The sequence below is a fragment of the Capnocytophaga stomatis genome (assembly GCF_002302635.1).
Lineage (GTDB): Bacteria > Bacteroidota > Bacteroidia > Flavobacteriales > Flavobacteriaceae > Capnocytophaga > Capnocytophaga stomatis.
Genome location: NZ_CP022387.1, coordinates 254121 through 280375 on the forward strand (window position 1 = coordinate 254121; position 26255 = coordinate 280375).

At 33.9% G+C, this 26255-nt stretch carries 25 protein-coding genes; 17 read left to right on the forward strand and 8 right to left on the reverse strand.

All coding sequences use genetic code 11. From position 1 onward, the window contains the following. Window positions 1-52 precede the first annotated feature (52 nt). The 3 genes from CGC58_RS01175 to CGC58_RS01185 form a co-directional block, all read right to left on the reverse strand. Window positions 53-247, reverse strand: coding sequence for a hypothetical protein (locus tag CGC58_RS01175; protein WP_095894745.1), 195 nt, complete (start codon window positions 245-247; stop codon window positions 53-55). Between the two features lie 25 nt (window positions 248-272). Then, a complete protein-coding gene (locus CGC58_RS01180) occupies window positions 273-848 on the reverse strand; it encodes a MarC family protein (RefSeq protein WP_095894746.1) in 576 nt (191 codons plus the stop codon). A 112-nt stretch (window positions 849-960) separates the two neighbouring features. Continuing rightward, window positions 961-2229 (reverse strand): M64 family metallopeptidase, encoded by a 1269-nt coding sequence (locus tag CGC58_RS01185; protein WP_095894747.1) that lies wholly within the window; start codon window positions 2227-2229, stop codon window positions 961-963. Between the two features lie 104 nt (window positions 2230-2333). Here CGC58_RS01185 and CGC58_RS01190 point away from each other — a divergent pair, with 104 nt between their 5' ends. Both CGC58_RS01190 and aroQ read left to right on the forward strand, forming a co-directional pair. After that, window positions 2334-3377 (forward strand): glycosyltransferase family 9 protein, encoded by a 1044-nt coding sequence (locus tag CGC58_RS01190; RefSeq protein WP_095894748.1) that lies wholly within the window; start codon window positions 2334-2336, stop codon window positions 3375-3377. Then, complete coding sequence (gene aroQ / locus CGC58_RS01195; protein ID WP_095894749.1) at window positions 3377-3796, forward strand: type II 3-dehydroquinate dehydratase; 420 nt, start codon at window positions 3377-3379, stop codon at window positions 3794-3796. Before CGC58_RS01190 ends, aroQ begins: the two co-directional genes overlap by 1 nt. A gap of 24 nt (window positions 3797-3820) precedes the next feature. Here the strand turns inward: aroQ and CGC58_RS01200 are convergent, their stop codons facing one another. The 5 genes from CGC58_RS01200 to kdsB form a co-directional block, all read right to left on the reverse strand. Continuing rightward, window positions 3821-4822: an NAD-dependent epimerase/dehydratase family protein gene (locus CGC58_RS01200; protein WP_095894750.1), complete on the reverse strand. Its 1002-nt coding sequence runs from the start codon at window positions 4820-4822 to the stop codon at window positions 3821-3823. After that, window positions 4822-5352, reverse strand: coding sequence for a ferritin (locus tag CGC58_RS01205; RefSeq protein WP_095897055.1), 531 nt, complete (start codon window positions 5350-5352; stop codon window positions 4822-4824). Before CGC58_RS01205 ends, CGC58_RS01200 begins: the two co-directional genes overlap by 1 nt. Window positions 5353-5494: 142 nt before the next feature. After that, the gene (locus CGC58_RS01210) at window positions 5495-6475 is read right to left on the reverse strand and encodes a YncE family protein (RefSeq protein WP_095894751.1); all 981 of its coding nucleotides are present in this window, start codon (window positions 6473-6475) and stop codon (window positions 5495-5497) included. Between the two features lie 13 nt (window positions 6476-6488). Further along, entirely contained in the window at window positions 6489-7631 is a 1143-nt protein-coding gene (locus CGC58_RS01215; protein ID WP_095894752.1) for a hypothetical protein, read from the reverse strand. Between the two features lie 122 nt (window positions 7632-7753). After that, window positions 7754-8494: a 3-deoxy-manno-octulosonate cytidylyltransferase gene (kdsB, locus tag CGC58_RS01220; protein ID WP_095897056.1), complete on the reverse strand. Its 741-nt coding sequence runs from the start codon at window positions 8492-8494 to the stop codon at window positions 7754-7756. A 158-nt stretch (window positions 8495-8652) separates the two neighbouring features. On the opposite strand from kdsB, the gene CGC58_RS01225 reads away from it, so the two are divergent. The 15 genes from CGC58_RS01225 to dnaE all read left to right on the forward strand — a co-directional run bounded on the left by CGC58_RS01225 (window position 8653) and on the right by dnaE (window position 26250). Further along, the gene (locus CGC58_RS01225) at window positions 8653-9576 is read left to right on the forward strand and encodes a TIGR03571 family LLM class oxidoreductase (RefSeq protein WP_095897057.1); all 924 of its coding nucleotides are present in this window, start codon (window positions 8653-8655) and stop codon (window positions 9574-9576) included. Between the two features lie 37 nt (window positions 9577-9613). After that, window positions 9614-10555 carry a hydrogen peroxide-inducible genes activator gene (locus CGC58_RS01230; protein ID WP_095894753.1) on the forward strand — a complete coding sequence of 314 codons (942 nt, stop codon included), beginning with the start codon at window positions 9614-9616 and terminating at the stop codon, window positions 10553-10555. A gap of 228 nt (window positions 10556-10783) precedes the next feature. Further along, window positions 10784-11926, forward strand: coding sequence for a hypothetical protein (locus CGC58_RS01235; protein ID WP_095894754.1), 1143 nt, complete (start codon window positions 10784-10786; stop codon window positions 11924-11926). A gap of 242 nt (window positions 11927-12168) precedes the next feature. After that, the gene (locus CGC58_RS12645; RefSeq protein WP_157909169.1) at window positions 12169-12342 is read left to right on the forward strand and encodes a hypothetical protein; all 174 of its coding nucleotides are present in this window, start codon (window positions 12169-12171) and stop codon (window positions 12340-12342) included. Between the two features lie 69 nt (window positions 12343-12411). Next, complete coding sequence (locus tag CGC58_RS01245) at window positions 12412-13230, forward strand: hypothetical protein (protein WP_095894756.1); 819 nt, start codon at window positions 12412-12414, stop codon at window positions 13228-13230. A gap of 58 nt (window positions 13231-13288) precedes the next feature. Continuing rightward, entirely contained in the window at window positions 13289-13900 is a 612-nt protein-coding gene (locus CGC58_RS01250; RefSeq protein ID WP_095894757.1) for a metallophosphoesterase family protein, read from the forward strand. A 60-nt stretch (window positions 13901-13960) separates the two neighbouring features. Beyond that, window positions 13961-14299, forward strand: a complete 339-nt coding sequence (locus CGC58_RS01255) for a hypothetical protein (protein ID WP_095894758.1) — start codon at window positions 13961-13963, stop codon at window positions 14297-14299. Between the two features lie 23 nt (window positions 14300-14322). Further along, window positions 14323-15420: a hypothetical protein gene (locus CGC58_RS01260; RefSeq protein ID WP_095894759.1), complete on the forward strand. Its 1098-nt coding sequence runs from the start codon at window positions 14323-14325 to the stop codon at window positions 15418-15420. Window positions 15421-15734: 314 nt separating this feature from the next. After that, on the forward strand, window positions 15735-16664 hold the full coding sequence (locus tag CGC58_RS01265; protein ID WP_095894760.1) for a helix-turn-helix transcriptional regulator: 930 nt from the start codon (window positions 15735-15737) through the stop codon (window positions 16662-16664). 70 nt (window positions 16665-16734) lie between these two features. Continuing rightward, window positions 16735-17817 carry a hypothetical protein gene (locus tag CGC58_RS01270; RefSeq protein ID WP_095894761.1) on the forward strand — a complete coding sequence of 361 codons (1083 nt, stop codon included), beginning with the start codon at window positions 16735-16737 and terminating at the stop codon, window positions 17815-17817. Between the two features lie 561 nt (window positions 17818-18378). Then, complete coding sequence (locus CGC58_RS01275) at window positions 18379-19395, forward strand: hypothetical protein (RefSeq protein ID WP_157909170.1); 1017 nt, start codon at window positions 18379-18381, stop codon at window positions 19393-19395. A 120-nt stretch (window positions 19396-19515) separates the two neighbouring features. Then, on the forward strand, window positions 19516-19905 hold the full coding sequence (locus CGC58_RS01280; RefSeq protein WP_095894763.1) for a leucine-rich repeat protein: 390 nt from the start codon (window positions 19516-19518) through the stop codon (window positions 19903-19905). A gap of 75 nt (window positions 19906-19980) precedes the next feature. Further along, entirely contained in the window at window positions 19981-20784 is an 804-nt protein-coding gene (locus CGC58_RS01285) for a hypothetical protein (protein WP_095894764.1), read from the forward strand. Window positions 20785-20859: 75 nt separating this feature from the next. Then, entirely contained in the window at window positions 20860-21750 is an 891-nt protein-coding gene (locus CGC58_RS01290; RefSeq protein ID WP_095894765.1) for a WYL domain-containing protein, read from the forward strand. 36 nt (window positions 21751-21786) lie between these two features. After that, window positions 21787-26250, forward strand: coding sequence for a DNA polymerase III subunit alpha (gene dnaE / locus CGC58_RS01295; protein WP_095894766.1), 4464 nt, complete (start codon window positions 21787-21789; stop codon window positions 26248-26250). Window positions 26251-26255: the final 5 nt, after the last annotated feature.

Below are 26255 nucleotides of genomic sequence, written 5' to 3' on the forward strand. Positions count from 1 at the left end.
TCAGATATTATTTCACTGAATTTCAATTAAATAATAATTAAAATCAGATGTTTTATTTCAACTTGTCTTTGATTCGCCTTGATAGATAAAAAATCGAAAGCAACAACAGTGCAACTCCTGCTACACCTGCCGAAATCAAAGCCACAAAACTCTTTCCTTCAAACGGATTTGAAAAATCTATCAAATAGATATTAAACCCAATGATAACTAAAGAAAGAATAAATAATATTACAATAAATATTTTCATAAAAATTAATTTCTAAAAAAGTTTTTTAAGCGAATAATCCTTTGGCATTTGCAGCAAATAATCTCACAGCGATGGCAAGCAAAATCACCCCAAATATCTTACGGATTACATTTATTCCTTGTTTTCCTAATATTTTTTCTATTTTTTTGGAAGATTTCAGAACAATGTAAACAAATATGATATTGATTACAATTCCTATTATGATATTTTCAAGGTGATATTCCGCTCGTAATGAAAGAACTGTAGTCATAGAACCCGCACCTGCTACCAACGGAAACGCCAAAGGAACAATTGATGCCGTTTGTGGCTCTTCATCACGGTAAAGGGTAATTCCCAGAATCATTTCCAAGGCCAAGAAAAACAAAATGAACGCCCCAGCAACAGCAAATGATTCCACCGTTACGCCAAAAAGATTAAGAATCTCTTTCCCTAAAAATAAGAACAAAATCAGTAAAATAGCCGAAACAATTGCTGTTTTCTCCGACTGAATATGCCCCACTTTCTGACGTAAATTAATGATTATGGGGATACTGCCAACAATATCAATAACAGCAAAAAGCACCATTGTTGTAGATATAATTTCCTTAATATCAAAATTCATTTTCCAAAAAATTTTTGCAAAAATAGAAAAAAACTCGGATATAGAAACTCGTTTGATAATTTGTTAGGCAATCAATTCTACAAACTTTTACTTTTGTTTTTTTAGTGCGTACCTATTCTGTGTAAAATTTCACAACTTTACGAATAGCTCGCTCACAAACAGGACAAAATCCCTTTGGTACGTTTGATTTCATTCGGCAATCCTGCACCGGACTGTAAATTCCTTTGGAAGCATAACCTCCTCCCTCAAAAACGCCCACTTCTTTTTCATATTTCGGAGTTCTCGGAGTAGGAATTGGTGTTGATTTTTTAACCATATCTTTCCATTTGGCATCAAAATTAGCCAAAGACGTGATATTTTCCTCCCAAGGTTCTACCGAAGTGTTATAAAATGAATCAAAAGCAGTGGAAGAATCATAATATTCATCGGCAAGACCTACAAAACCGTGACCAAATTCGTGAATAAAGACCTTTTCCGATAATTCGTGGTCAGAAGTCGCTAAATTCAGATGATTATAAAATCCTCCTCCTCCGTAAGTTGGCGTATTTACCAAAATATAAATTTGGTCATAAGGCACTAATGAAGCAGCATCGGCAATTGCTCGCATATTGTTGGTTGTCAGATATCTTTCCATATCAAAAGTATAGAAAGAAGCATCAAAGGCAGTTTTTTTGTAAATGTGTTTACCTGGAATATCTGTGCCTGATTCCTTGGAAGTTACGCCAATTGCATATATGTTAAAATCCTTTTTCAAAACATCAAAAGGCGAAATTGTAAACATATAATCAGTCATTCTTTTGGCATCAGCGTAAAACTTCTCCATTTCGCTTTCAGTGTATCCTTCTGCCAAAATAGCAATATCTACTTTTTGAGAGGGACTGCCATTTTCAAGTAATTTCTTCACAGGATAAACCGAAACCATTTCTTCTTTTATAAAATAATCATTCGGATTGATATTTTTATCAAATATTTTCTCGAATTTTCCATTTCTATTGCGTTTTTCTATCTGTAATTTCAGATTTTTAGCAGGAAATGGCACTTGTACAGCGTGTGAAAACAGTTTTTTATCCGTTTTTGCCTGTTCAATATGCTGCCATTCGTTAAAAAGAGAATTAAATCCTCTTGAAAAAACAACTTTTTGCACTTTTTCGTCAATCAATTGCAAACGAAATTCCCCATAATTCGGAAAAATCAAATTAGTTTTTGAACCTCCCCAATATGGCTCCTTTTTCATTTGCGTGAGGATTACTTCCGCCGTGTGAGCATCGCCTCCTAAATAAAAATCAATCCGAAGACTTTTGCTAAAATCGAAGTTTTTTTCTTGCGAATAAAATATTCCGGAAACCAAAAAACTAAAAAAAATCAATAAAATACGTTTCATTTTTGAAAATTTCAATATATTTGTAGTTGCTTTTGTTATTCACATTTGAATAAGATAAATAACAGAAGCCAAAGGTAACGAATAAATTCCAACAAATCAACAAAATGGCTTTCAAACATATTGCAGTGTTTCGTATGTCGGCGATGGGTGATGTCGCTATCAGTGTTCCCGTTTTAACTGCTTTTGCGGAACAATATCCCGATGTAAAAATTACCTTTGTCACACGCCCCATATTTGCTCCAATGTTTACACATATACCTAATTGTGAAGTGTTTAACATTGATTTGAAAGGAAAAAATAAAGGTATTTCAGGGCTTTATCGACTATTCAAAGAACTGAAAAATTCAGAAATTGAAGCTGTTGTCGATATTCATAATGTATTAAGAACCAATATTTTAAAAATATTTTTTAAACTTTCAGGCATTCCATTTTTTCAAATCGACAAAGGAAGAAAGGAGAAAAAAGCCTTGACCAGACCTAAAAATAAGATTTTCAAACAATTAAAACCTTCTTATCAGCGTTATGCTGATGTTTTTGAAAAGTTAGGTTTTCCTATTTCGTTGGACAAAAATTATTTTGTGCCGAAACCTAAGCTGTCAGAAGAGGTAAAAAATTTACTTTCGGAAGAAAAAAATATTGGTATTGCTCCGTTTGCTTCACACTTAGGGAAACAGTATCCTTTTGAAAATCTTAAATATTTGATTTTCAAACTATCAGAAACTTATCCAAACAGCAAAATTTATATTTTTGGTGGAGGAGAGCACGAGCGAAAGATTGTTGAAGAAGTTGATTTCTTGCCAAATGTAGAAAATATGGTAGGGCGTTTTTCATTTGAAACAGAATTACAACTTATTGCAAATCTTGATGTTATGGTTGCAATGGATAGCGGAAACGCACATTTGGCAGCAATGTACGGAGTTCCAACGATTACCATTTGGGGAGTAACACATCCTTTTGCCGGATTTTATCCCTATGGTCAGCCTACCGAAAATGCACTTTTGGCAGACAGAAAAGCTTTTCCGCTCATTCCTACTTCTATTTATGGAAATAAATACCCAAAAGGATACGAAAGAGCTATAAAAACTATAAAAACAGAAGAAATTTTAACTAAAATAGAAGAAATTATCACTCCAAACAATAAAAAATAATGAAAATAGCTATCATTAATGGTCCTAACCTTAATCTTTTAGGAAAAAGAGAACCAGAAATCTACGGAAACGAAACTTTTGAGCATTTTTTCAGTAATTTACAAGAAAAATATCCGCAAACTCAGCTAATTTATTTCCAAAGTAACATAGAAGGCGAAATTATTAATAAAATTCACGAAATTGGATTTGATTATGACGGAATAATCCTCAATGCGGGAGCCTACACGCATACTTCCATAGCCATTGTTGACGCTATAAAATCAGTACAAACTCCTGTAATTGAAGTACATATATCGAACACATTCGCTCGGGAAACATACCGACATCACTCTTACATTTCGCCAGTAGCCAAAGGAATTATTTTAGGATTTGGTATGAAAAGTTATGAATTGGCACTATTGAGCTTTTTGGAAAAATAAAGAAGAAAAATTACTTTATATTTTTTATTTCTTATATTCCTGACAGATTTCTTTCAAGGAATTATCTATATCTTTATATTGAAAATCAATAAATTGAGTTATTTTATTTCCATCATAATTAATCATACGACCCAATGAATCTGCACTCCTTAAGGTTAATGTTCTCTTTTTAATTCTAAAAAAACTTAAAAAACCATCCAAGCGAGCAAGCAAACGAAGCGTTTTATGACTTATTTTTCTTTGAGGAGATTTTACTTGCAGATAATTGGCAATGTTTTTAAGGATATATTCATACGTTTGGTTTAAGCCATTGAGTACAAACCTCTGATTTTCAACATCTGAAAACTGAAGAGCAATCATCGCCTTGGCAACATCTTCAACATTAACGAAACCTGTTCCGCCTGCCGGATAAAAAGAAAGCCCGTCTGCTACTTTTTTGAAGAAAAGCCCTGAACCTGAGTTCCAAAAGTGTGCTCCCAAAACCACTGACGGATTTACAACCACAACTTTTAAGCCTTCCTGCGAACCTCGCCAAACTTCCATTTCAGCTCCGTGCTTACTGATGGCGTAATCGTGATTGTTATCTTCTGGATTCCAGTCACTTAATTCATTCGTAATTTTACCAACCGCTGAAGACAAAGCCGATACAGAACTTACGTGACACAACTTTTTCACCTGAAAATCAATACAAAGATTCACTATATTAGCCGTGCCTTCTACATTAATTTTGATAAGCTTTTCAAAATCACCAGGCTGAAATGAAATAAATCCTGCTGCGTGAAAAACATAAGAAACATCCCGAAAAGCCGTCTCCAGCCTCGGGATGTCATTAATATCAGCCTTAACCCATTCTATTTGAGAGAATTGCTTTTCTCCCGTATGAGATAATTTTTGAAATATTTTTTTGATTTTTTCCAACGAACCCTCAGAACGATAAATCGCCCGTACTTTTCTATCTTCTTTTTGAGTTAGATAGAATAATAAATGACTTCCTATCAATCCGGTTCCGCCAGTAACTAAAATCATTACGCGTCTTCTAACGGAATACGTTCGTCAATTAATTTAAGTGCCAACGGATTGTCTTTGCCTTCCATAAGTTCAAACATATCCAAGATGCCGTGTACCAAACGCTCTTCCTCAAGTTGCTCTTCTACAAACCATTGCAAGAAATTTTCACTTGCGTAATCGGCTTCTTGTCTTGCCTTTTGGAAGATAGAAAAAATAGATTTAGTTACTTCAATTTCGTGTTCCAATGTTTTTTCATAAACCTCTTTAAGCGATTTGAAATCTTGTTGTACTTTTCCTACTTCGGGAGCAAAAGCTCTGGCACCGTTTTCATTCAAAAAACGGAAAATTTTCATCATATGATCTCTTTCTTCCACTGCGTGACAGTAGAAAAACTCAGCACTTCGTGGAAATCCGTTAACTTCACACCAAGATGCCATCGCCAAATAAATGGAACTTGCCTCAGCTTCTTTGCTAACTTGTTGATTTAACAAATCGATAATTTCAGGATGCAAGCTTGTTTGCAATCGGGTATATTTTTGTTTTGCCATAGTGATATTTTTTTTAAAATTAATCAATTCTGCAAATTTATACTTTTTTTGCAATAATCCCATTTTATTTTGTGAAAATTATTCTTTGATAAAATAAAAAACTGCCCATAAAAGGCAGCTTTTTACATATTTGACAAATCTGTTAATATTCTTTATAAATAATATTCTTTACATTATAGAGTGAAATTGAACTATTTATATTATTGATTACAAATAGTTTATCTTCAGAAAAAGTAAAGCACGTAACGCTAAGTGGTGTAGATTGAAAATTTGTATATTTTTTTCCTACAATTCCTTTTTCAGTATCAATTCTGGCAAATCCTAACTCTCCAAAACTGGCGTAAAGATGTCCTCTAAACTGAGCTAATTGGTATATTCTCGTTCCAAAATTTATACTTTTAGAAGCAGACTGCTCATTATTTATAAGCATATTTTCTTGTAAATCATACGTTTCTATTGAATTATTATTTGATAAATACAATTTTTTGTCAATATGAGCCAATGAAGCGTTACTTCTTTGTGAAAAAGCACTTCTTATGGGAGCAGAAATTTTCTTTGAATTTTCAGGTATAATATCTGAATTTCTGTAGAAAAGAAGCCTCCGTAAATCACGAATTAACAAATGATTTTCCATAGGCAATAATGTCAAAGCCTGAAACATTCCATTGTTTCCGTAACCGTCTCTTCCTGTGCCAATAGTCGTTTGTAAAGAAAAAGTTTTTCGGTCAAAAACTTGTACCGTATTTGACTGTGTAATAAACAAATAATCATTATTGATTGCCACATCTTTTATTTCTTTCAAATTGGAAATCAATTCAGTAAGCACTCCTGTTTGTAGGTCTAATTTTTGGACAGAATATGTTTTATTTGTTCCGTTAGTGGCTTCTACTCCCAAGAAAAGTTCATCTTCATACCAATCAATAGTAATAAAGTTCTCGTTTTGCTTTTTATTTGTTAATATTGGATTCTGTTCTTCAAAATAGTATGCAACGGTTGATTCTGATTTAATTTTAGGATCTACTTTTACTATTTTTTCAACTTTTTTCTCTATAATAACTTCTTCAACTTGCTTCCCGCACGAAAACAAAGTAGTAAGCAAGATAAATGTAAATATTTTTTTCATCTGTTGTGTTATTTTATTTTTCGTAAGGATATTTTGTGAAAGGAAGCTCTCCGTCTAACAATAATTTTTGGTAAACAGCCATTCCTACAGGAACCAAACCTTTAGCATCTTTTCCTTTATCGTAGAAATAAGTCATATTTCCGTCGTGACCATAACCAGCTACGTGACCAAATTCGTGGATCCAGACATTCATAACCAAAGAACTATACCAAGGAGCATTTAAATCCGACTTTGTATAATAAGCACTTTTAGGATTGTTAATGTACTCACGGCGAACACCAAAGGTACTTCCTCCGCCTAAGCCCCCCAAACCAGGCTCAATGATTATACCCAAATCTTGACGAGGAATATTTATAAAACTTTTTATTATTTGCTCTCTATTTAGGGAAATTCCTTTTTTATTCTCAAATTCATATGGAGTTTCCTTAATTGACTTTTCAAAATCGTCAGAGCTAAACATATATGCCATATTCATAACAACCGGCAGATAATTTCTGGCATCTTCGGCTGTTAATTTCCCCCATTTTCTATCTTTTTCGTAAGGTCTGAAACAGTAAAGAGTGTTAAGCTTTATGTTTCTCATTTTTTCAAGCATCGGGTCATTGCTTATCAAAGAAAATTTCAAATCGGAAGGAGAAAGGTTACCTATGTTTTCTACAGAAATCTTTTGTCCGTTAATATCTTCAAAAAATGTTTCTCTGGCAGAAAAAGGCAAATCACCAACATATTCATACAGAGGAGGAAATGCTTCAAAAAAGGCAATTTTCACGGGAGCTTTAAAGCCTTCAACATACATTTGAAGTTCAACATTAGTGAAAGTGTGGGGCAAGAAATTGCGAATTCGGTATTTATTTCCTTCAATGGCACGTATTTCCAGCATTTCATTTACACGGAAAGCTCTCAAATCATCATTGTAAAGAATCACCTTTCCGTTTACTTCTTTGTCATCCTCATCTGTAAACATTTCTGTTCCAGAGGCTTGAACTTGTAATGCCGTCATTGTAGGAACTTTAGCAAAGTCAAAATCCTTAACAACTTGCTTTTCAACTTCAACTTCAACAATTTTTTCTTCTTTTTCGTTTTTTGCACACGCAAACACAAAAAGCCCTGCTAAAGCAAATGACTTTAGTTTCAATCTTTTGGTAAGTAGTTTCATCTATATTATTGCTTTTTAAGCTGGCAAAAATAATACTTTTTTTAAATTACAAAAAAATAAAGGGTGTTTTCCGAAAAAAACAACCCTTACAACTAAAAATATCTTGCGAAAAAATTTAATTGCTATTGATTACATTTTTTCCAAAGTTGCCTTGCCTTTTGCAAATCTTCCTCTGTGTCAATGCCTATGGTTGAAATATCAGTTTCCGCCAAACGAATTCTAAATCCGTTTTCCAAATAACGAAGTTGCTCTAATTTCTCTGTCTTTTCCAGAATTGATTCTCCCAATTGTGTAAACTGCATCAAGGCTTCTTTTCTGTACGCATAAATTCCAATGTGCTTAAAATAAGCACCTTCCGATTTCTCATCTCTTGGGAAAGGAATAAAAGCCCTTGAAAAATAGAGTGCATCGCCACTTTTGCTAACTACAACTTTCACGTTATTCGGATTGCAAACATCTTCAGGATTGTGCAATCGTTCCATCAAACTGGCTACACTTACCTGATTATTAGCATCTTCTGAAAATATTTTGAGTAACATTTCCAAATTTTTCTTCTCTGTAAAAGGTTCATCTCCTTGGATATTTACAATTACATCGGCTTCCAAATCTTCGCAAGCCTCTGCAATTCGGTCACTTCCGCTTTGGTGTTCCTTTTTACTGCGGATGACTTTCCCTCCTGCATTTAAGATTGTTTCTTCTATTCGGTCATCATCGGTAACTACGTACACTTGTTCAAAAAGATGTGTATTAAACACCGCTTCAAAAGTCCTGACAATCACAGGTTTTCCTTCCAAATCTTTCATCAATTTCCCAGGAAAGCGAGAAGCCTCATAACGTGCGGGAATCATTGCTATTATTTTCATAATATGGTCTGTTTTTGTAGCAAAGATATATTTTTTAAGGAAAAAAGAAAAATTATTCGCAATTTTACGGAAAGATAACTTTTTCAAAACAAATCCAATTTCATTTTTTGTTATTTTTGAAAAATAAAGCTACCTTTGCATACGTAAAAAGCTACATTATGCTCGATGCCTATAATCTATCCATAGGGTTACTTCTTCCTATAGAGGCTTATGAAGGAAGTGTTCCGAAGATGGAAAATCAGATACGTTTAATACAATTAGCTGAATCCTACGGTTTTGATACTGTTTGGGTTCGTGATATTCCATTAAAAGACCCTGATTTTAGAGATGTAGGTCAGATTTTTGATCCTTGGATATATCTTTCTCATATTGCGTCTCTTACGAAAACCATCAAAATAGGAATAGCAAGCTTAGTGTTGCCTTTACGCCATCCGTTACACGTAGCAAAAGCTTCAGCAAGTTTGGACGTTCTTTTCCCGAATCGTTTTCATATGGGAGTAGCATCAGGTGACCGCCCTATTGAGTATCCTGCTTTTAATCAGCCTTTTGGATTAAGAAGCACTCGAGTATTTGAGCATATGCAGATGTTAAGAAATTTTTGGTCAAAGGAATTTCCTCATTACAATAACGATTATGGCATTCTTATGAACAAATCGGGCGATGTGATTCCCAAGCCTTTGAAAAGAAATATTCCTATGTACGTTACGGGGCATATTGGGGGAGTTAATTTGGAATGGATTGCGAAAAATTCTGACGGATGGATTTACTATCCGCGTGATTTTGCTCTCACAGGGAAAGTTGTTAAAAATTGGATAGAAACTCTGGAAAAAGAAGGACAACCTCGAAAACCCTACATTCAATCCATATACATTGACCTTATGGAAGACCCTGATTTCAAACCCGTTAATATTAATTTGGGCTTTCGATTAGGTAGAAATTACCTGATTGATATGTTTTTGACTTTAAGGAAAATAGGTGTCAATCACATAATGTTAGTCCTGAAATACAGTTCACGCCCAGTAGATGTTGTTTTAGAAGAAATTGGGAGAGAGGTTCTCCCTCAACTAAAGAGAACTTTTTAGCAACCGAAAAATTATCCAACTTTTTAAATAAGAAACTATGACTATCACTCAATTTCAGTACGTTTTAGCTGTTGCAAAATACAAAAATTTTACCACCGCAGCCGAGAATAGTTTTGTAACTCAGCCTACTTTAAGTATGCAAATCCAAAAATTGGAGGAGGAATTAGGCGTAATTATTTTTGACAGAAGCAAAAAACCGCTACAGATTACTGAAATTGGTCAGCAAATCATCAAACAAGCACAAGTTATTATTAATGAATCTGATAGAATGAATGATATTGTTGCTCAACAAAAGGGGGTTATTGGTGGAGAATTCCGCGTGGGAATAATTCCTACGGTTTCCCCTACTCTACTGCCGATGTTTTTGGCTAATTTCATTCATAAATATCCGAAAGTTTGTTTAAAAATTGAAGAACAAAACACTGAAAGTATCCTACAAAAAGTTGAAGAGGGCTCTTACGATGCCGCTATTTTGGCAACTCCTTTGAATCATCCTAACATAGTTGAAAAACCACTTTATTACGAACCTTTTGTAGCGTATATACCTGATAATCACAGACTACAAGCAAATAAAACTATTTATTCGGAAGATTTGGATGTCAATGATATTTTAATGTTAGAAGACGGACATTGCTTCAAAGAAAGCGTTTTAAATATATGCAATCAAGATATCGTTGAGTCCAAGAAATATTTCCAACTTAAAAGTGGAAGTTTTGAAACGTTAATCCGATTGGCAAACGAAGGTTTGGGAATGACTCTCATTCCTTACTTGCATTCTTTGGAATTGAAAGAAAACGAGAAAAAACACATACATCCTTTCGCCGAACCTCACCCTGCACGCGAAATCAGTCTGATTTACCACAAAAATGAACTCAAATCGCAAACAATCAATGCTTTATACGAGGTCATTTCGGGTGTTATTCGTGGTGCAATTGCTTTTCACAACGTGAAAATTATCAGCCCTACCAGAAGAAAATAATTCTAATATTAAAAAGAAATTTCTTCAAGAAATATTAATATTCTTCTATCTGATGTAACTTATATATCATTCATATAGAATAAGTTAAGAATTAAACTCATTTTTGAAGAAGATATACTTTAAAGATAATCAACACCCCCAAGTAGAATTTTTCTTCTTTAAGAATATCTATGCAGTTATTTCGCATAGATGGTAGCTATTTTTGCCTGAAAATACAAAAATTGCAATATGAATAAGGTTAAAAAAGAAATTCGAAAAATCTATTTTCTAAACGGTAACACCACCGAAATTACCCATCAAAAGCCCAAAAAAGTAATCACAGAAGAATACGACCCGCACGGGAACATCACCCTGCACCGTATTGAAGAAGTCATTGACGGAAAGTTCGTTGTCTCCCCAGAAAGCCAAACTTATGAAAATCAATATGATGTAGGAAATAAATTATCCAATGTGAAAGTTTTTCAAAATCATAAAATGATACGACAAGAATCTTTTTTCTATCATCATTTTAGCCAAAAATACATTTCCATCATTTCAGAAGACAATCGTATAGAAAAAGAAGTTTACTGCGGCTCAGGAAAAATCATCCGAAAAGAATACTACACTTTGGGAGAAACAAATGAAGCCAAAATAATTGAGTATGAATACGATGAATCGCACGATAAACTAATAGCTGTTGAATACTCTAATAATGGAATTTTAATTGGTAATGAGAATTTTGAGTACGATGACGACAATAATCTTGTTTCGTGGAATAAATATTATAATTCTGCCGAAGATATTACAAAAGAGTTTGCTTATTACGAACAAGGGCAAAAAATAATGCACAAAATAGAGCGTTTGGACAAGGAAAATCACACTCTCTACAAAAGAAGTTTTCACTACTTTAAAAAAGAAGAAAATGTAATGGAATGCGTTGAATATAATGACGGAGAAGTGACAAAATATGAACGTACGAAAAAGAAAAAAGGAAATAAAGAAATTAAAAAACGAACCGTTTATATGTGCGTTTCGGATAACGATGATACAAACGAATTTTTCTATTTTTTAGAAAACGTTGACTATGAAAATGGAGTTGTAATTAGACAATGTACTCAAAAATTCGATGCCGAAAACCGTCTTGTAGAACGCAAAATTACTGAACAAAACGGAGATTATTACTTGGTAACCTATCACAGAGGAAATCCGTCGGAACGTAAAAGAGCCGCCTACAATTCAGATGGACAAATGATTAGCACCGAAATGATTGAAAAATATCTGGAAACCTACGATGATACAGGAAACTTGATTAAAAAAACGCGTACCAAAACCGATGGCATCACCACTTCTATTGAAGAAAAACATATCGAATATTATCCGTCGGAATCGTAATTTTGTTCCAAAATCCACAATCCTTAAATTTTTTAACACGATTTTAATATTTATATTATTTTTTATATTTTAGCATCTCAAGATTTGTTTTTATCTGTTTTCATTTGAGGTTTGCCAGAATCTAACCAAATGAATAGAGCAAAACAAGTACTGTGTTCTTTTTCTGATAAATTTAAAAAAATAAATCTATGCTGTGTTTTGGCATAACTATAATTTAATTTTGCATCGAAAAACAATAATAATTGGAATACAATAGTATGAAAGTTTACGCACATTTTTTTGAAGAGAAAGGAGAAAAAGAAGTTCAATATCGATGGAGAACACTATTGCAATTCGGTGATTCTTGGGAAATTATCGGTTCGGTGGTGATGAAAAACCCAGGTAGTGCCGAATCAAAGTTAGTAGTCCGCGATTAGAAAATCCTTGCACAACTAAATAAATTTGATGCCACCGAAAAATGGTACGAATTTACGGCTGACAATACGATGCAAAACATTGAAAAATTGTTTAAAGAATATTCAAAATTCAACAATTCTGATTTTAAAGGTGTTATCCAAATTTTTAATCTGTTTAATGTTAGAGAAGCCGATTTAGATGAAGCCTTAAAAATTGCTCAAAATGTTAAAAATCAGCTGTTTTACCAAACTACCGATGACGATTTGAACAACTTAAAAGCTCCCATTTATTTGGGCTGGGGAGGTTTAGGAAACGATAAACAATTCAAACCCATTGCCGTAAAATTCTTTGAAAAAGCAAAGTCGTTGAATCAGAATTATTTATATGATGATTTTAACGAAAATAGTTTTTATCATCCGCTGTATTTGATAGGGAGAGGAAAATATAAACCAAAATCAATATACTTGAAATCTTGTTTTTTAGAGAATACAACGCAACCTAAAAATATGGAAGACTTTAATTTTCAGCCAAATATCAATCCGAAAAATATTTTCAATCTATTGAAAGAAAATTTTAAGGATTCAACCATTTTGGAAGAAAATAAAACAACAATCCGCATTCCTTTTCCTAATGTTAGTAAATTACAACTAACTATAACACAGAGTGGTAAAGGAAGTATCGGTGTTCGTCATACGGATTTTAATCCAAAAGAAAACTATTCAAAAAAAGAATATTATGAGCAAGATAGTTTTTCAGAAATTTTGAGTGAGTTTGGATATACTTCAGCCGTTACTTGGCTTGGACAAAAGAATTTTAAGGATTTTGACGGTTTTTCGGACGATGAAATCGCTGAGGAAATCATCAACGAGATAGAAAATTTAAAAACTAAATTTCAGCAAGTAAAATAAAAACCCTAAAGGCAGAAAAATAAAAATTTCTGCCTTTATTTTTCTAAACCCCAACGATATGCTTTTTGAGTATAAAAACCATAAAATATTTGCTTTTTCCGACACACACGGAATGCATCACAAGTTAGAAATTCCAGAAAACATTGATATTCTGATTTGTGCAGGAGATGGCATACAAGGATTTTCCGAGAAAGAATTTCCACATTTTTTAAGATGGTACGCCTCGATTCCTGCCAAATTACGACTGTTTGTAGCCGGAAATCACGAAATTTTCTTCGATTTGTACCCGCAACGAGCCAAAAGTTTTATTCCGCCTGAAATCACATTACTTGAAAATCAAGAAATTGAGTTTGATGGAATTCGCTTTTGTTCGGTAGTGGCACGTCCGTATTTGAAAAATGAGGTAAAAATCCCTGAAAATGTAGATTTTTTAATCACGCACGCTCCCATAAAAGGAATTTTAGATGATGATATTGGTTGTCCTAATTTGCGTACACTCGTTACTGAATCCGCCCCTAAGTATCACATTTTCGGGCATATACATCGACAAGGATTGCAACAATGGCAAGGAGAAAAAACAATTTTCTGTAATGTTTCATATTTTAATCATTTGCAAAATACTTATAATCAATATTTAACAAAAAATGTGTCTAATTTTTTTCAAAAATAATTTAGATACGCAATAATTTCGCATATCAGTCATTTAATTTTGCCTTAAAAAGGAAATGATATGATTGCAAACATTTTACAGAATAATAAGAATTTATACATTTACGACCAAAACGACCAGCTGTCGGCAAAAATAACGCTTGACGAAAGTGATTTTTTAGGAGTAGGTACGGATTTTTTCGTGTTAAAAAAAACGTACACAATGCTTACGGAAGACAATCAAGTTTATGAAATGTACGACAAATTTGGGAAGACGCTTGGTTCGATTCTTTATGACAAAGCTTTTGTTTTTAAATCGGTTATCGGTACAAATATCAATTTCCAAAGAGGAAATAAAATGGAAAGTTATGACAAATTCGGAAACTTAAAAAATGTTAAATATTTTAGCCGTATCGAATAATTTGTTTAATCAATCTAAACAATATGAAAATAAAATCAGAAAAAGAAATGTTCTACAAAGGTGTTGAAAATCAAGGCAAAGTAGAAAAAGACGAATATATAGGAAACCAAGAAAGACTTTACAATGAGCAAGGAAATCTGCTCAAAGAAACGTTTTATTATCCTGACGGAACCATTGAAGAAATAAAAGACCATTTGTATGACGCACACGGACGGTTGGTAGAAGAAAATATATATAAAGAAGATGTATATGAAGAAAATGCAGCATATTACATAGAAAATAATGAGCATATTCATAACAAAGCCACCTATCTGTATGATGCCCACGGAAATCTGATTGAAGAATGCCGCTATTTTTATCGTAAAGAAAAGGTAGATGGAAAAACGATTTACAATAAAGATAAATTTTCCAAATCGATGTCTATTTATAATACTAACGGAAATTTATTGATTAAGTATAAAAAATCAGAATTTAATTCCGAAGAAGGTTTTGATTCCAAAGATATTTATACTTACGATAATAAAGGCAATAAGATACAAAGCGATTGGTATTGGAGAGAAAAATTACACGCTATTACAACCTATTTATATGATGAGCAAGGGAATTTATCAGAGCACAAATGGCACAGCACAGACGAAGAAATAAGTATATCTTCCTATTCCTACTTTTATAACCCTGAAACCAACTTAACCGAAATAACAACATTTAGTAATGGTGATAAAGCTGAAATAATCCACAAAGATGCGGAAGGGAATGTAGTGTTGTCTTCTCATTTTTATTTGTATCAAGAACCCAAAGGAATATTGTCAGATAGAAAAATAATCAAAGAGGATTTTGAAGAATATTGCATTTATGACAACAATGGGAATTTATCCAGAAGATGCATCAAAAGATATGATAACAAAGGATATTGTGTTGAATATAAATGTTTTATTTATGAAAGGTATAGCGTAAAAGAAGATGATGAAACTCCGCAAGGCTATTTATTGGAAAGTGATGTCTGCCAAAATACTTATGACGAAAACGGAAATCTTATTCATCAAATCCGATATATCGAATATTTTTATGAAGAACAAACCAAGGAAATTATCATTACGGAATTTATCAGAGAATATTACTAGAAACATAACAAAATGAAAGAAAAAGCAGGATAAAATCAGACACTTACAAAATTGTCTGTTAGGCACTTATGCTGATATCCGGATTTAAGGAATATGCTGGCAACAAAACCGAAGAATTTGCCAATCAAATTCTTAAAAAAATTCAAAAATTACAAACTGTCAAAATAAGAGAATTATTTAAAGAAATCAACGAAGAATGTAAAGCACAGTAAATCAAACAAAAACCTACTTAAAATTCAAGTAGGTTTTTTATTTTTTACCCCTATACCATTATTTCGCATACATTTAATTTATCTTTGCCAAAAAAAATAAATATGAAACGAACAACAGCAAAAGAGAGCACCTCCCGTTTATTTAATCGTTATATATGGTTAATCGATTTAATCACTCGAAAACAAGAAATTACGTATGAAGAAATCAATAATCATTGGTTGCGTTCGCCTCTGAATGAAGATGAAAAGGATTTTCCCTTACGCACTTTTCATAATCATCGGGAAGCCATCGCACAAATGTTTGATATTGATATTGAGTGCGATACAAAAAATGGTTATAAATATTACATCCCTCGAATGGAAGATATTGCCCAAAATACACTCCGAAGTTGGCTTTTAAACACATTCACTGTGGGAAATCTGTTACAAGAAAAAAAATCGTTGCACCATCGGATTTTACTCGAAAACGTGCCATCAGGAAGAGAATTTTTGGGGCAAATTGTCGAGGCAATGAAAGAGAACTTAAAGCTGATAATCACACACCAAAGCTTCTTTTCCGACAGCCCTTCGCAGGTAGTTATTCATCCGTATTGTATCAAAATTTTCAAACAGCGTTGGTATGTAATCGCTCACAAGGAGACTGACAATGCCTTACGAATTTACGCTCTCGACCGCATTAAAGAATTGAAAATCACGAACGAAACCTTCGAAATTCCGAATGATTTTGAAGCAGATACACTTTTTGAAAACAATTTCGGAATTATCATTGATGATAGCGTCAAACTTGAAAAAATAACTCTTAAAGTCAAATATTATACAGCTAAATATCTCAATTCCTTGCCTTTACATCATTCACAGAAAGAAATCAAAACCGAAGGCGAGTACACTTTTTTTGAATATTTCCTACGTCCTACATTTGATTTCCGACAAGAAATTCTCTCGCACGGAGCTGAAATTGAAGTACTTTCCCCAGAATCATTTCGTAATGAAATCAAAGAAATCGTAAGCCAAATGCAAGGGTTCTATAAGTAGTTTTTGCTTGTGCTACGGTTTGGCATAGTGTAGGTTTAATTTTGCCCTTGAAAATAATCAGGGTAAAAATATGACACGAGAATTTAAAGACACCGATTTTGTAATCATATCGGACATTGGGTTCAAAAAAGCCTTGGCGGCGTTGGGGATTATTGCCGATGAAAAAAGCGAAATCACTCATCTTGAAGCCAAAGCCTACACAGGGAAAATGAATATCAGCGGATTTGACATCGAAAATCTTTCTGAAATAGTGGCTTTCGAGAATATAACGGAATTGGATTGCTCTAATAACGCACTCAAATCGTTGGATTTAAGTCGGAATAAGGCACTGAAAACCTTAGATGTTTCGGATAATGATTTGGAAATGTTAGATTTAGTCAATACTCCATTTTTGGAACGATTAGATTGTTTCGGAAATCTATTGAAAGACTTGGATTTAAGTCAAAACACCGCCTTAAAGCATTTGGATTGCAGTGATAACAGACTGGAAATGTTGGATTTATCAAAAAACATACAATTAGAAAGTTTAGAATGCAGGTGGAACGTATTAAAATCCTTGGGCTGGAAACACATTGATAGGTTGCAAAATTTTAATTTCGACATCAACCTCCAACGCAAAACAAAGAAACGCAAAGCGAGAATTGGCGAAAGTAAAGTGTTTCAATCAGAGGAATTTAGCATCTTTTTAGAAGGTTTATTAAAAAGCATTAAGCGGATAGACAAAAAAGGGTCGTTATCGTATAATTCTCAAAAAATGATGATTTACAGAGGAGAAATCGCTTGGCTCAATCTGAAAGATACATTTTTTGTCAGATTACTAAACGATGTCTTAAAGAGCGATAAGCTGGAAAAACATCTCAAAAAAGTGATAGCTTATACCTTTGAGCAGATGGAAAAATATGAGGTTGATTATACCTTATTTTTTACGAAATCTCTTCGTTATAAGGGGTGTTGTTTTGGTAGGACTAAAAAAATAGCAATCGTATTGACATACGGAAGGAGTAATTTTTATTACAATTTGGCAGATGTGAAAAATACCATTTTACACGAGATTGCCCACGCTATTGTAGGGGTTGGATACGGACATCGAAAGGAATGGCAGGACAAGGCACGGGAAATGGGCGTTACTTGGACAAGAAAATATCGGGAGTGATTTTTGCATAGCTCTATCTTCCAAGTGGTTTCGTAAAAAAATCGTAAGCCAAATGCAGGGGTTTTATAAGTAATTTTTGGCTGTATCACGATTTGATACACTTGTATTTTAATTTTGCTTTCGTTAATGCAACCTGCGGATTTTTTGAGCGTTGTTATTGATAGTTTTGTTGTTTTTTCGTATTTTAGCCTCCGCTAACAAAAACGAAAAATATAAGAAACACGAAACGTTAAAAATATCGCATAACTTACTGACAATTATTTTATTCGGTTAAATTCGGCAAAAATTAAAGCGAGATGAAAAGTAATTGGTAAGTGTTTGCTCCCTTCGAGGGACGCAGGCTGTTTTACCTATTTTCATCTCAGGCTTTTGCCGAAGCCCAACCGAAAAAATACGGAAAATAAGTGCTGTGTCCTTTTTTATTTCTTCAGCATTGAGGGGATTATAACAAAAAAATATATAATTAAATTAGATAATAATATGAACGGAACTGAAAAATTAATCGATTTATTTGAAAATCAAGAAAAATTCATTGAATTTTTTATCAAAAATTGTTACTTTATGCCTGTAAAATCAGTGCAGGATAGAGCAACAGAGATGTTAGAAACCATAAAATCGGGAGGTAAATTACCTATTCGATACGGAAAAAAGTTAAATGCCAACTACAAAGTAGATGGAGCAAAAGCCTTAGATAAAAAAGATAAAAAAGCTATCACCGAGTTTGCTGATAAAGGAAATCTACGTTTTAATGAGAAAAACATTTTTGTTAGTATAGACCCAACGGGTAATCAAGCTGCTGTAAACGCTATTTACCAAGCAACAAAACATTTGGTAAGTACATCAAAAAGTACGATTATCAACTTTACAATTTCTCACATTTGGGAAGGTACAACCAATAACCCTTTATTTTTCAGTTCGTTATGGAATGTAGTAATTATTCCTAACTTCTTGAATTACATAATGGATAAGCCTAAAAATCAGCATTCAATAAATGAAGATATACAAGAAACGATGAAAGCGATTTGTTACAGATTGTATAATCCAAACGACATTATGAAATCCTATGTTCAAATTGAACAGCCCAAAGAGGAATTTTTAAAACGAGCAGATGAAGCCATTAAAGAGAATTGGATTAAATATCTACCTGAAAATTCGGAAGTTATCTCTGAAACAGAAGAAATCGTAGAGGAAGAAAAAGAACTCGCCACTGTTAAAGATTTAAACATTTTTGATGATAACGATTTTGAAAAGAAACTTGATGTAATTAACAATCTGAACAATAAGGAGTTTATTTTCAATCTTTTGAATCTTTCTGTTGAATATGAAATTTTTGATAAATTGTTCCCTATTTTGATTGATGAATATTTATGTAAGGAATATTTTATGCAGAATTATCCTGTTTTAGTGGATTCTAAAAAGAATGTTGATAAACTTCGATATTATAACAAAAACCTATTTGAATATAAAGGAAAAAGCTATTATGTAACGAATGACTGGTACAAAAATACGAGTAAAAATGCACGAAAAAACAGAACTCCATTTATTTCAATGATTCGAGAAATGATACAAGAATCTTAATCATATTCACCCCAAAAAACACGGATTTCCCTCCGTGTTTTTTTATATAAAATCTTACACCTGTATCAAAATATGATACACTTACTTCCTAATTTTGCTCTTGAAAATAAGAAGTAGTCTATGAAAATATATGTTTTAAATCAGGAGCGAAACACTCTAATAAAATGGCTTGACCATTCGTCAAATATTATTGATATGCAAAAAGATACATTCTTAAAAGATGTCATTATCATTGGGGAATGTGCCTTTTTAGATTGCATTAGATTAGAAGAAGTCATCTTACCTGATAAACTTACCACCATCAAACACGGAGCATTTTTGGGCTGCCAAAAACTAAGTAAAATTCACATTCCTGATAGCGTTACTCAGTGGGAGTTTTCGGCTTTTTTATGTTGTGAAAGTTTAGATTTTTCTAGACTTCCTAAACGAATTATCGAAACAAAATTAAATCAAGCTATTGATATGCCCGATTTTATAGAACGTTTATTGTACGAACGAATCAATTTCTGAAAAAACTTTTTTATGTATCACAATCTGAGATACTTGTCCATTAATTTTGCATTTGAAAATAGTAAAAAATATTTTATGAAATACAAATCTTTAAAAATCAAAATGTTATTAAATCATTTGGATTCAAGTAATCAAATGACATTACCTAACTTAATGTTGCAAATCTATATGAAATCAAAAAACTCTGAGTTAAGCGATAAGTTTTTTGAAGAACAAGCTTCTTACATCGATTTTGTATGCAAAAAACTTAATATTTCTCCTGTACAAGCCGTTCTCCTATCCATTTTTATGATAGAGAAAGATAAGGTTAAACTCACTGATATAAGAAATTTTTTAGGATTTTATTTATTTTTTTTCGATGAATTAGATGATTTAATAAATCGAAAATTCATACGTTGCCACAAAACAAATGATGAATATATAGGTATTATCAATTCACAGGCTGAAAAGGCAATCGCTAACGATGAAGCCTTCTCCCCAACAGATTATTCAAATAGTTCATTGCACGACTTTTTCGAACTTCTGAAAATGATATTTACCGAAAGTTACACTTTTGACGAATCAAACGAAGAAGTAAAACTTTTTATAGAAAACAATTCGCAACTGAATTCTGTACAATACCTTAAAAATCAGAATCTTTCAGAAGCAGAACAAATCTTATTCTTGTATTTTGTATATTTTTTTATTATCGAAAACAAAGCTGTTTTTGTTTTGTCTGAGGTGAAAAATCACGAAGTTTTTAATTCTTCAATAGATACAATTCTCTTGTTGAGCAATCTTGAAGCAAGCAAATTGGTTAAAAATGATATGGTTGAAAGAATAGTAGAAAAGCAAATTTACAAAATTAAAAAATCAATCTTAAAAAGGTTTCTGTCGTAATTTTTAACTTGCAAAAGCCAACGAAAGTACGGATAATTTCCGTACTTTTGCTTTTCGGGTAAACTCGATTTTTTTATGAAACAAGATGCATTAAATAAACAGATTTGGCTGATTGACACTATTTTAGAACGAGATGGAATTACGCTCAAAGAGATAAAAGAAAAATGGTTGAAAAGTTATTTAAACGATGAAAAAAAGGACTTTGATAGAAGTACTTTCAACCGATACAGAAATACCATTGAAGATATTTTTGGAATTTCAATTATACAACAAAGTAACAAATATTATATTGATAATAAAGAAGATATAAAAAAAGATACACTAAAAAAATGGATACTCAACAGCTTTACCATTAGTAATTTTTTACAAGAGTGGAAACCTTTATATCATCGTATTTCATTAGAGGATATTCCTTCGGGTCGTGAATATTTAAGAGATATAATGGAAGCAATGAAGCAAAATGAACAAATTTCCATTTCATATCAACGTTTTCAAAACGATGTTACAAAACACTATGTATTAGCTCCTTATGGAGTGAAGATTTTTAAACAACGCTGGTATGTAGTTGGTTTTTGTAGTGAATTGAAAGACATTCGTATCTTTGGTCTTGATCGAATTTTAAAACTACAACGTACTACCGAAAAATTTAAGTTCCCAACAGATTTCAATCTTGAAATTTTTTTCAGTTCAAGTTTTGGTGTCTTTACCGATAAACAAATTGAAAAAATTATTATAAAAGCCAACGAAGAAAAAACTAAATACCTCAATTCCTTGCCTTTACATCATTCACAAAAAGAAATCAAAACCGAAGGTGAGTACACTTTTTTCGAATATTTCTTGCGACCGACTTATGATTTCCGACAAGAAATTCTCTCCCACGGAGCTGAAATTGAGATTATTTCGCCAATTTGGTTTCGCGAGGAAATCAAAAAAATTGTTATAAATTTACACCAAATGTATTTGTAATTATTTTGTATTTTTGCGACTAATATTTTTACATTTATGTACCTAATTTTCGATACCGAAACCACCGGATTACCAAAAAGATGGGATGCACCAATCACAGATTCAGACAATTGGCCTCGGGCTGTGCAAATTGCTTGGCAACTGCACGACCGCCACGGGAAGCTCATCGAGCATAAAGATTTTTTGATTGCTCCCGATGATTTTAACATTCCGTACGATGCCGAAAAAGTACACGGAATATCCACCGAATTGGCTCAACAACAAGGAGTTTCAATTCACGAGGTATTCACGCAATTTAACGAAGCGTTACAAAAATCGGCTTACGTGGTGGGACAAAACATCGGTTTTGACATCAATATTATGGGGGCGGAATTCCATCGTTATGGTGTGGAAAGTCCGCTTACCACGCTTCCTGTTTTGGATACGTGTACCGAAATTACGGCCGAACTTTGTAAAATACCCGGAGGTCGTGGCGGACGATTTAAACTCCCTACACTCACTGAGTTACACGAATTTCTATTCCAAGAACCTTTTGCCGAAGCCCACAACGCCACTGCCGACGTAGAAGCCACCACGCGTTGTTTTTTCGAACTGATACGCATCGGGGAAGGCTTTGAATCGAAGGATATTAGCACGGAGTATATCTCTGAATTTCAGCAATATAACCCAACTCAAATTCAACCTATTGGGCTGAAACATATCAACCTGAAAAAGGCTTCGGAGGAAATCCGTAAAGAAATTCAAAAGCAATCGGGAAGCGGATTAAGCCAGCAAGAAATCGATGCAAATATCGCTTTGTTGGAAAACGCACCATTTGCTCATTTACACAACCACACACAATTCTCTGTTTTACAAGCAACTACATCCATTCAAAGTTTAGTTAAAAAAACCATTCAGGAAAAAATGCCTGCTGTTGCAATGACCGACAGCGGAAATATGATGGGGGCTTTTCACTTCATCAAGGAAGTTTTGGGACACAACAAATCCGCCAAGGCAAAAAATGATGAAGCCCTCGAAAAAGGCGAAATTCCTACAGAAATTGAGATAAAACCCATCGTAGGTTGTGAATTCAACATTTGTGAAAACCATTTGGATAAGAGTCATCAAGACAATGGTTACCAAGTTGTTATGCTTGCAAAAAACAAAAATGGTTATCATAATTTGGCTAAAATGGCTTCCATTGCCTATACCGACGGATTTTATTATGTGCCACGAATTGATAAAAATATCGTTGAAAAATATAAAAACGACCTGATTGTATTAACTGGCGGAATGAATGGCGAAGTGCCTTCCAAAGTGCTGAATATCGGTGAAAAACAAGCTGAAATCGCCTTACTTTGGTGGAAAAATCTTTTCGGTGATGACCTTTACATCGAATTGATGCGTCACCAACAGGAAGATGAAAATCGTGTCAATCAAGTACTTATAGAACTTGCCAAAAGGCATCAAGTAAAGCTTGTAGCCACCAATAACACTTTCTATATCAATCAGAAAGATGCCAATGCACACGATATTTTGCTGTGCGTTAAAGACGGAGAAAAACAGGCAACTCCTATCGGAAGAGGTCGCGGATATCGTTTTGGGATGCCCAATCAGGAATATTATTACAAATCCGCCGAGCAAATGAAAACTTTGTTTAAGGATGTTCCTGAAGCCATCTTAAATATTCAAGAAATCATCGATAAAATTGAAATTTATAACTTGGCTCGTGAGGTTTTATTGCCAAAATTTCAAATTCCGAACGAATTTTTGGTAGAAGACGATCCCGACGGAAAAAAAGGAGAAAACAAATATCTCAGAAATCTGACTTATCTTGGAGCAGAAAAACGTTACGAACTACCTCTTTCTGAAGAAGTTATCGAACGATTGGATTTTGAGCTGATGATTATCGAAAAAACGGGATATCCTGGTTATTTCCTTATCGTTCAGGACTTTATAGCCGCAGCTCGTGAAATGGGCGTTTCCGTAGGTCCGGGAAGGGGTTCGGCAGCGGGTTCGGCAGTGGCTTATTGCCTCGGAATCACCAATATAGACCCCATAAAGTACGACTTGCTTTTTGAGCGTTTCCTAAATCCTGATCGTGTGAGTATGCCCGATATTGATATCGACTTTGACGACGAAGGTCGCTCATTAGTAATGGATTACGTTATCAATAAATACGGAAAAAATCAGGTTGCACAAATCATTACTTACGGAACGATGGCAGCAAAATCCTCCATTCGAGATACTGCCCGCGTGCTGGATTTGCCATTGCACGAATCCGATAGAATTGCTAAGCTCGTGCCGAATATGAAGTTGGCGAAAATCTTCAGTATGGATGACAAGCAACTGAAAGAAAAATTGCGTTCCGATGAGCTTCCGAAGGTACACGAACTCAAGCAAATAGCCGAGGGGACGGACTTAGCCGCCGAAACACTGCAACAAGCTCAAGTTTTGGAAGGTTCTGTCCGAAATACAGGGATTCACGCTTGCGGGGTTATCATCACGCCTGATGACATCACCAATTTTGTGCCTGTTTCTGTCGCTAAAGATTCGGATTTGTTTGTAACTCAGTTTGATAACTCGGTTGTGGAAAGTGCCGGACTGCTCAAAATGGATTTCTTGGGGCTTAAAACACTTACGCTTATCAAAGATTCGATAGAACTCATCAAAAGACGTAACGGCATAGAAATCAATCCGGATGAAATTCCGATTGACGATAAAAAAACATACGAACTTTTCCAACGTGGTGAAACTGTGGGGATTTTCCAATACGAGTCGCCCGGAATGCAAAAATATATGCGTGAGCTTAAACCCACTGTTTTTGCCGATTTGATTGCGATGAACGCTTTGTATCGACCAGGTCCGTTGGAGTATATCCCGAGTTTTATTAAGCGTAAACACGGCACCGAACCCATTGTGTATGACCTTGATGCGATGGAAGAATACCTAAAAGAAACTTACGGAATTACGGTGTACCAAGAGCAAGTGATGTTACTTTCACAGAAGTTAGCGGGATTTTCCAAGGGTGATGCCGATATGCTTCGTAAAGCGATGGGGAAAAAGATTTTTGCCCTACTTGAAAAATTGAAACCTAAATTCGTGGAAGGAGGCATCAAAAACGGTCATCCTGCCGATGTTTTGGAAAAAATTTGGAAGGATTGGGAAGCCTTTGCAAGTTACGCTTTTAATAAATCACACTCCACTTGTTATGCGTGGATTGCCTACCAAACTGCCTATCTGAAAGCCAACTATCCAGCGGAATTTATGGCTGCGGTGCTTTCCAATAATATGAACGATATTAAGCAAGTTTCTTTCTTTTTGGAAGAATGCCAACGTATGGGAATCAAGGTGTTAAGCCCTGATGTAAACGAATCGTTTTATAAATTTACGGTAAATAAAGACGGAAACATTCGCTTTGGAATGGGAGCTATCAAAGGCGTAGGGAAAAACGCGGTGGATACAATCGTTTCACATCGAAAAGACGGAAATTACTCATCCATTTTTGATTTAGCCAAGCGTGTTGATTACAAAAATATTAATAAAAAAGCCTTTGAAAATATCGCTTTGGCTGGAGGTTTTGATTCTTTCACGAAAGTACATCGAGCCCAATACTTTCATACTGAATCAGATGGAATTCCCTTTTTGGAAAAAGCAATCCGTTTTGGAAATAAATATCAGGAAAGTAAAAATTCCGCACAAATGAGTCTTTTCGGTGGAACTAATGAGGTAGAAATTCCCGAACCGACAATTCCGAATTGTGAAACTTGGGGCAATCTGGAGCAGTTACGTCGTGAAAAAGAAGTGGTTGGCATCTACATTTCGGGGCATCCGCTCGATGATTTCAAGCATTCGTTAGACCATTTTTGTAATCTTACACTTTCACAGCTGCAAGACCTTTCACCACTGATTAACAGAGAAATAAGCGTTGCCGGAATGATTACCGATGTTCAGCATCGCACTTCAAAAAACGGCAAAGGCTGGGCTTCATTCATCTTGGAGGATTATGACGGTTCATACGAGTTTAAACTTTTCAATGATGATTATTTAAAATTCCGTAATTATCTGGTTTTAGGCACATTTCTGTTCTGTAAGTTTGGAGTTAAAGAAGGATGGCAAAAGAAAGAAAGTAACGAAAAATCAGAGCCTCGCATCATTTTCAATCAAATGATGGTGCTTCAAGATGTATTGGAAAATTATTCCAAAAAAATAGCTTTACATCTAAATGTAGAAGAAATTTCAAAAGATTTAATCAAAAATTATAAAGAAATCATCGAAAAATATCACGGAAACCATCCAATTTCATTTGTTATTCACAATAATAAAGAAAATATCCATCTGAATATGGATAATGGACAGCTAAAAGTTGATATTTCTAAAGAATTCCTTGATGAATTAGACCAAAAATCGGTTTCATATGTGCTAAATGACCGAAAAATGGAAAAACTCATCACCAAAAAGAAAGAAGAAATCGAAGAGGAAGAACAACATCTTGAGGTTGATTTAATTGAAGATAATTAAGTACT

Coding starts and splice junctions, on each gene's coding strand:
- CGC58_RS01175 (WP_095894745.1), bottom strand. CDS start 247: ATGAAAATATTTATTGTAATATTATTTATTCTTTCTTTAGTTATCATT.
- CGC58_RS01180 (WP_095894746.1), bottom strand. CDS start 848: ATGAATTTTGATATTAAGGAAATTATATCTACAACAATGGTGCTTTTT.
- CGC58_RS01185 (WP_095894747.1), bottom strand. CDS start 2,229: ATGAAACGTATTTTATTGATTTTTTTTAGTTTTTTGGTTTCCGGAATA.
- CGC58_RS01190 (WP_095894748.1), top strand. CDS start 2,334: ATGGCTTTCAAACATATTGCAGTGTTTCGTATGTCGGCGATGGGTGAT.
- aroQ (WP_095894749.1), top strand. CDS start 3,377: ATGAAAATAGCTATCATTAATGGTCCTAACCTTAATCTTTTAGGAAAA.
- CGC58_RS01200 (WP_095894750.1), bottom strand. CDS start 4,822: ATGATTTTAGTTACTGGCGGAACCGGATTGATAGGAAGTCATTTATTA.
- CGC58_RS01205 (WP_095897055.1), bottom strand. CDS start 5,352: ATGGCAAAACAAAAATATACCCGATTGCAAACAAGCTTGCATCCTGAA.
- CGC58_RS01210 (WP_095894751.1), bottom strand. CDS start 6,475: ATGAAAAAAATATTTACATTTATCTTGCTTACTACTTTGTTTTCGTGC.
- CGC58_RS01215 (WP_095894752.1), bottom strand. CDS start 7,631: ATGAAACTACTTACCAAAAGATTGAAACTAAAGTCATTTGCTTTAGCA.
- kdsB (WP_095897056.1), bottom strand. CDS start 8,494: ATGAAAATAATAGCAATGATTCCCGCACGTTATGAGGCTTCTCGCTTT.
- CGC58_RS01225 (WP_095897057.1), top strand. CDS start 8,653: ATGCTCGATGCCTATAATCTATCCATAGGGTTACTTCTTCCTATAGAG.
- CGC58_RS01230 (WP_095894753.1), top strand. CDS start 9,614: ATGACTATCACTCAATTTCAGTACGTTTTAGCTGTTGCAAAATACAAA.
- CGC58_RS01235 (WP_095894754.1), top strand. CDS start 10,784: ATGAATAAGGTTAAAAAAGAAATTCGAAAAATCTATTTTCTAAACGGT.
- CGC58_RS01245 (WP_095894756.1), top strand. CDS start 12,412: ATGCAAAACATTGAAAAATTGTTTAAAGAATATTCAAAATTCAACAAT.
- CGC58_RS01250 (WP_095894757.1), top strand. CDS start 13,289: ATGCTTTTTGAGTATAAAAACCATAAAATATTTGCTTTTTCCGACACA.
- CGC58_RS01255 (WP_095894758.1), top strand. CDS start 13,961: ATGATTGCAAACATTTTACAGAATAATAAGAATTTATACATTTACGAC.
- CGC58_RS01260 (WP_095894759.1), top strand. CDS start 14,323: ATGAAAATAAAATCAGAAAAAGAAATGTTCTACAAAGGTGTTGAAAAT.
- CGC58_RS01265 (WP_095894760.1), top strand. CDS start 15,735: ATGAAACGAACAACAGCAAAAGAGAGCACCTCCCGTTTATTTAATCGT.
- CGC58_RS01270 (WP_095894761.1), top strand. CDS start 16,735: ATGACACGAGAATTTAAAGACACCGATTTTGTAATCATATCGGACATT.
- CGC58_RS01275 (WP_157909170.1), top strand. CDS start 18,379: ATGCCTGTAAAATCAGTGCAGGATAGAGCAACAGAGATGTTAGAAACC.
- CGC58_RS01280 (WP_095894763.1), top strand. CDS start 19,516: ATGAAAATATATGTTTTAAATCAGGAGCGAAACACTCTAATAAAATGG.
- CGC58_RS01285 (WP_095894764.1), top strand. CDS start 19,981: ATGAAATACAAATCTTTAAAAATCAAAATGTTATTAAATCATTTGGAT.
- CGC58_RS01290 (WP_095894765.1), top strand. CDS start 20,860: ATGAAACAAGATGCATTAAATAAACAGATTTGGCTGATTGACACTATT.
- dnaE (WP_095894766.1), top strand. CDS start 21,787: ATGTACCTAATTTTCGATACCGAAACCACCGGATTACCAAAAAGATGG.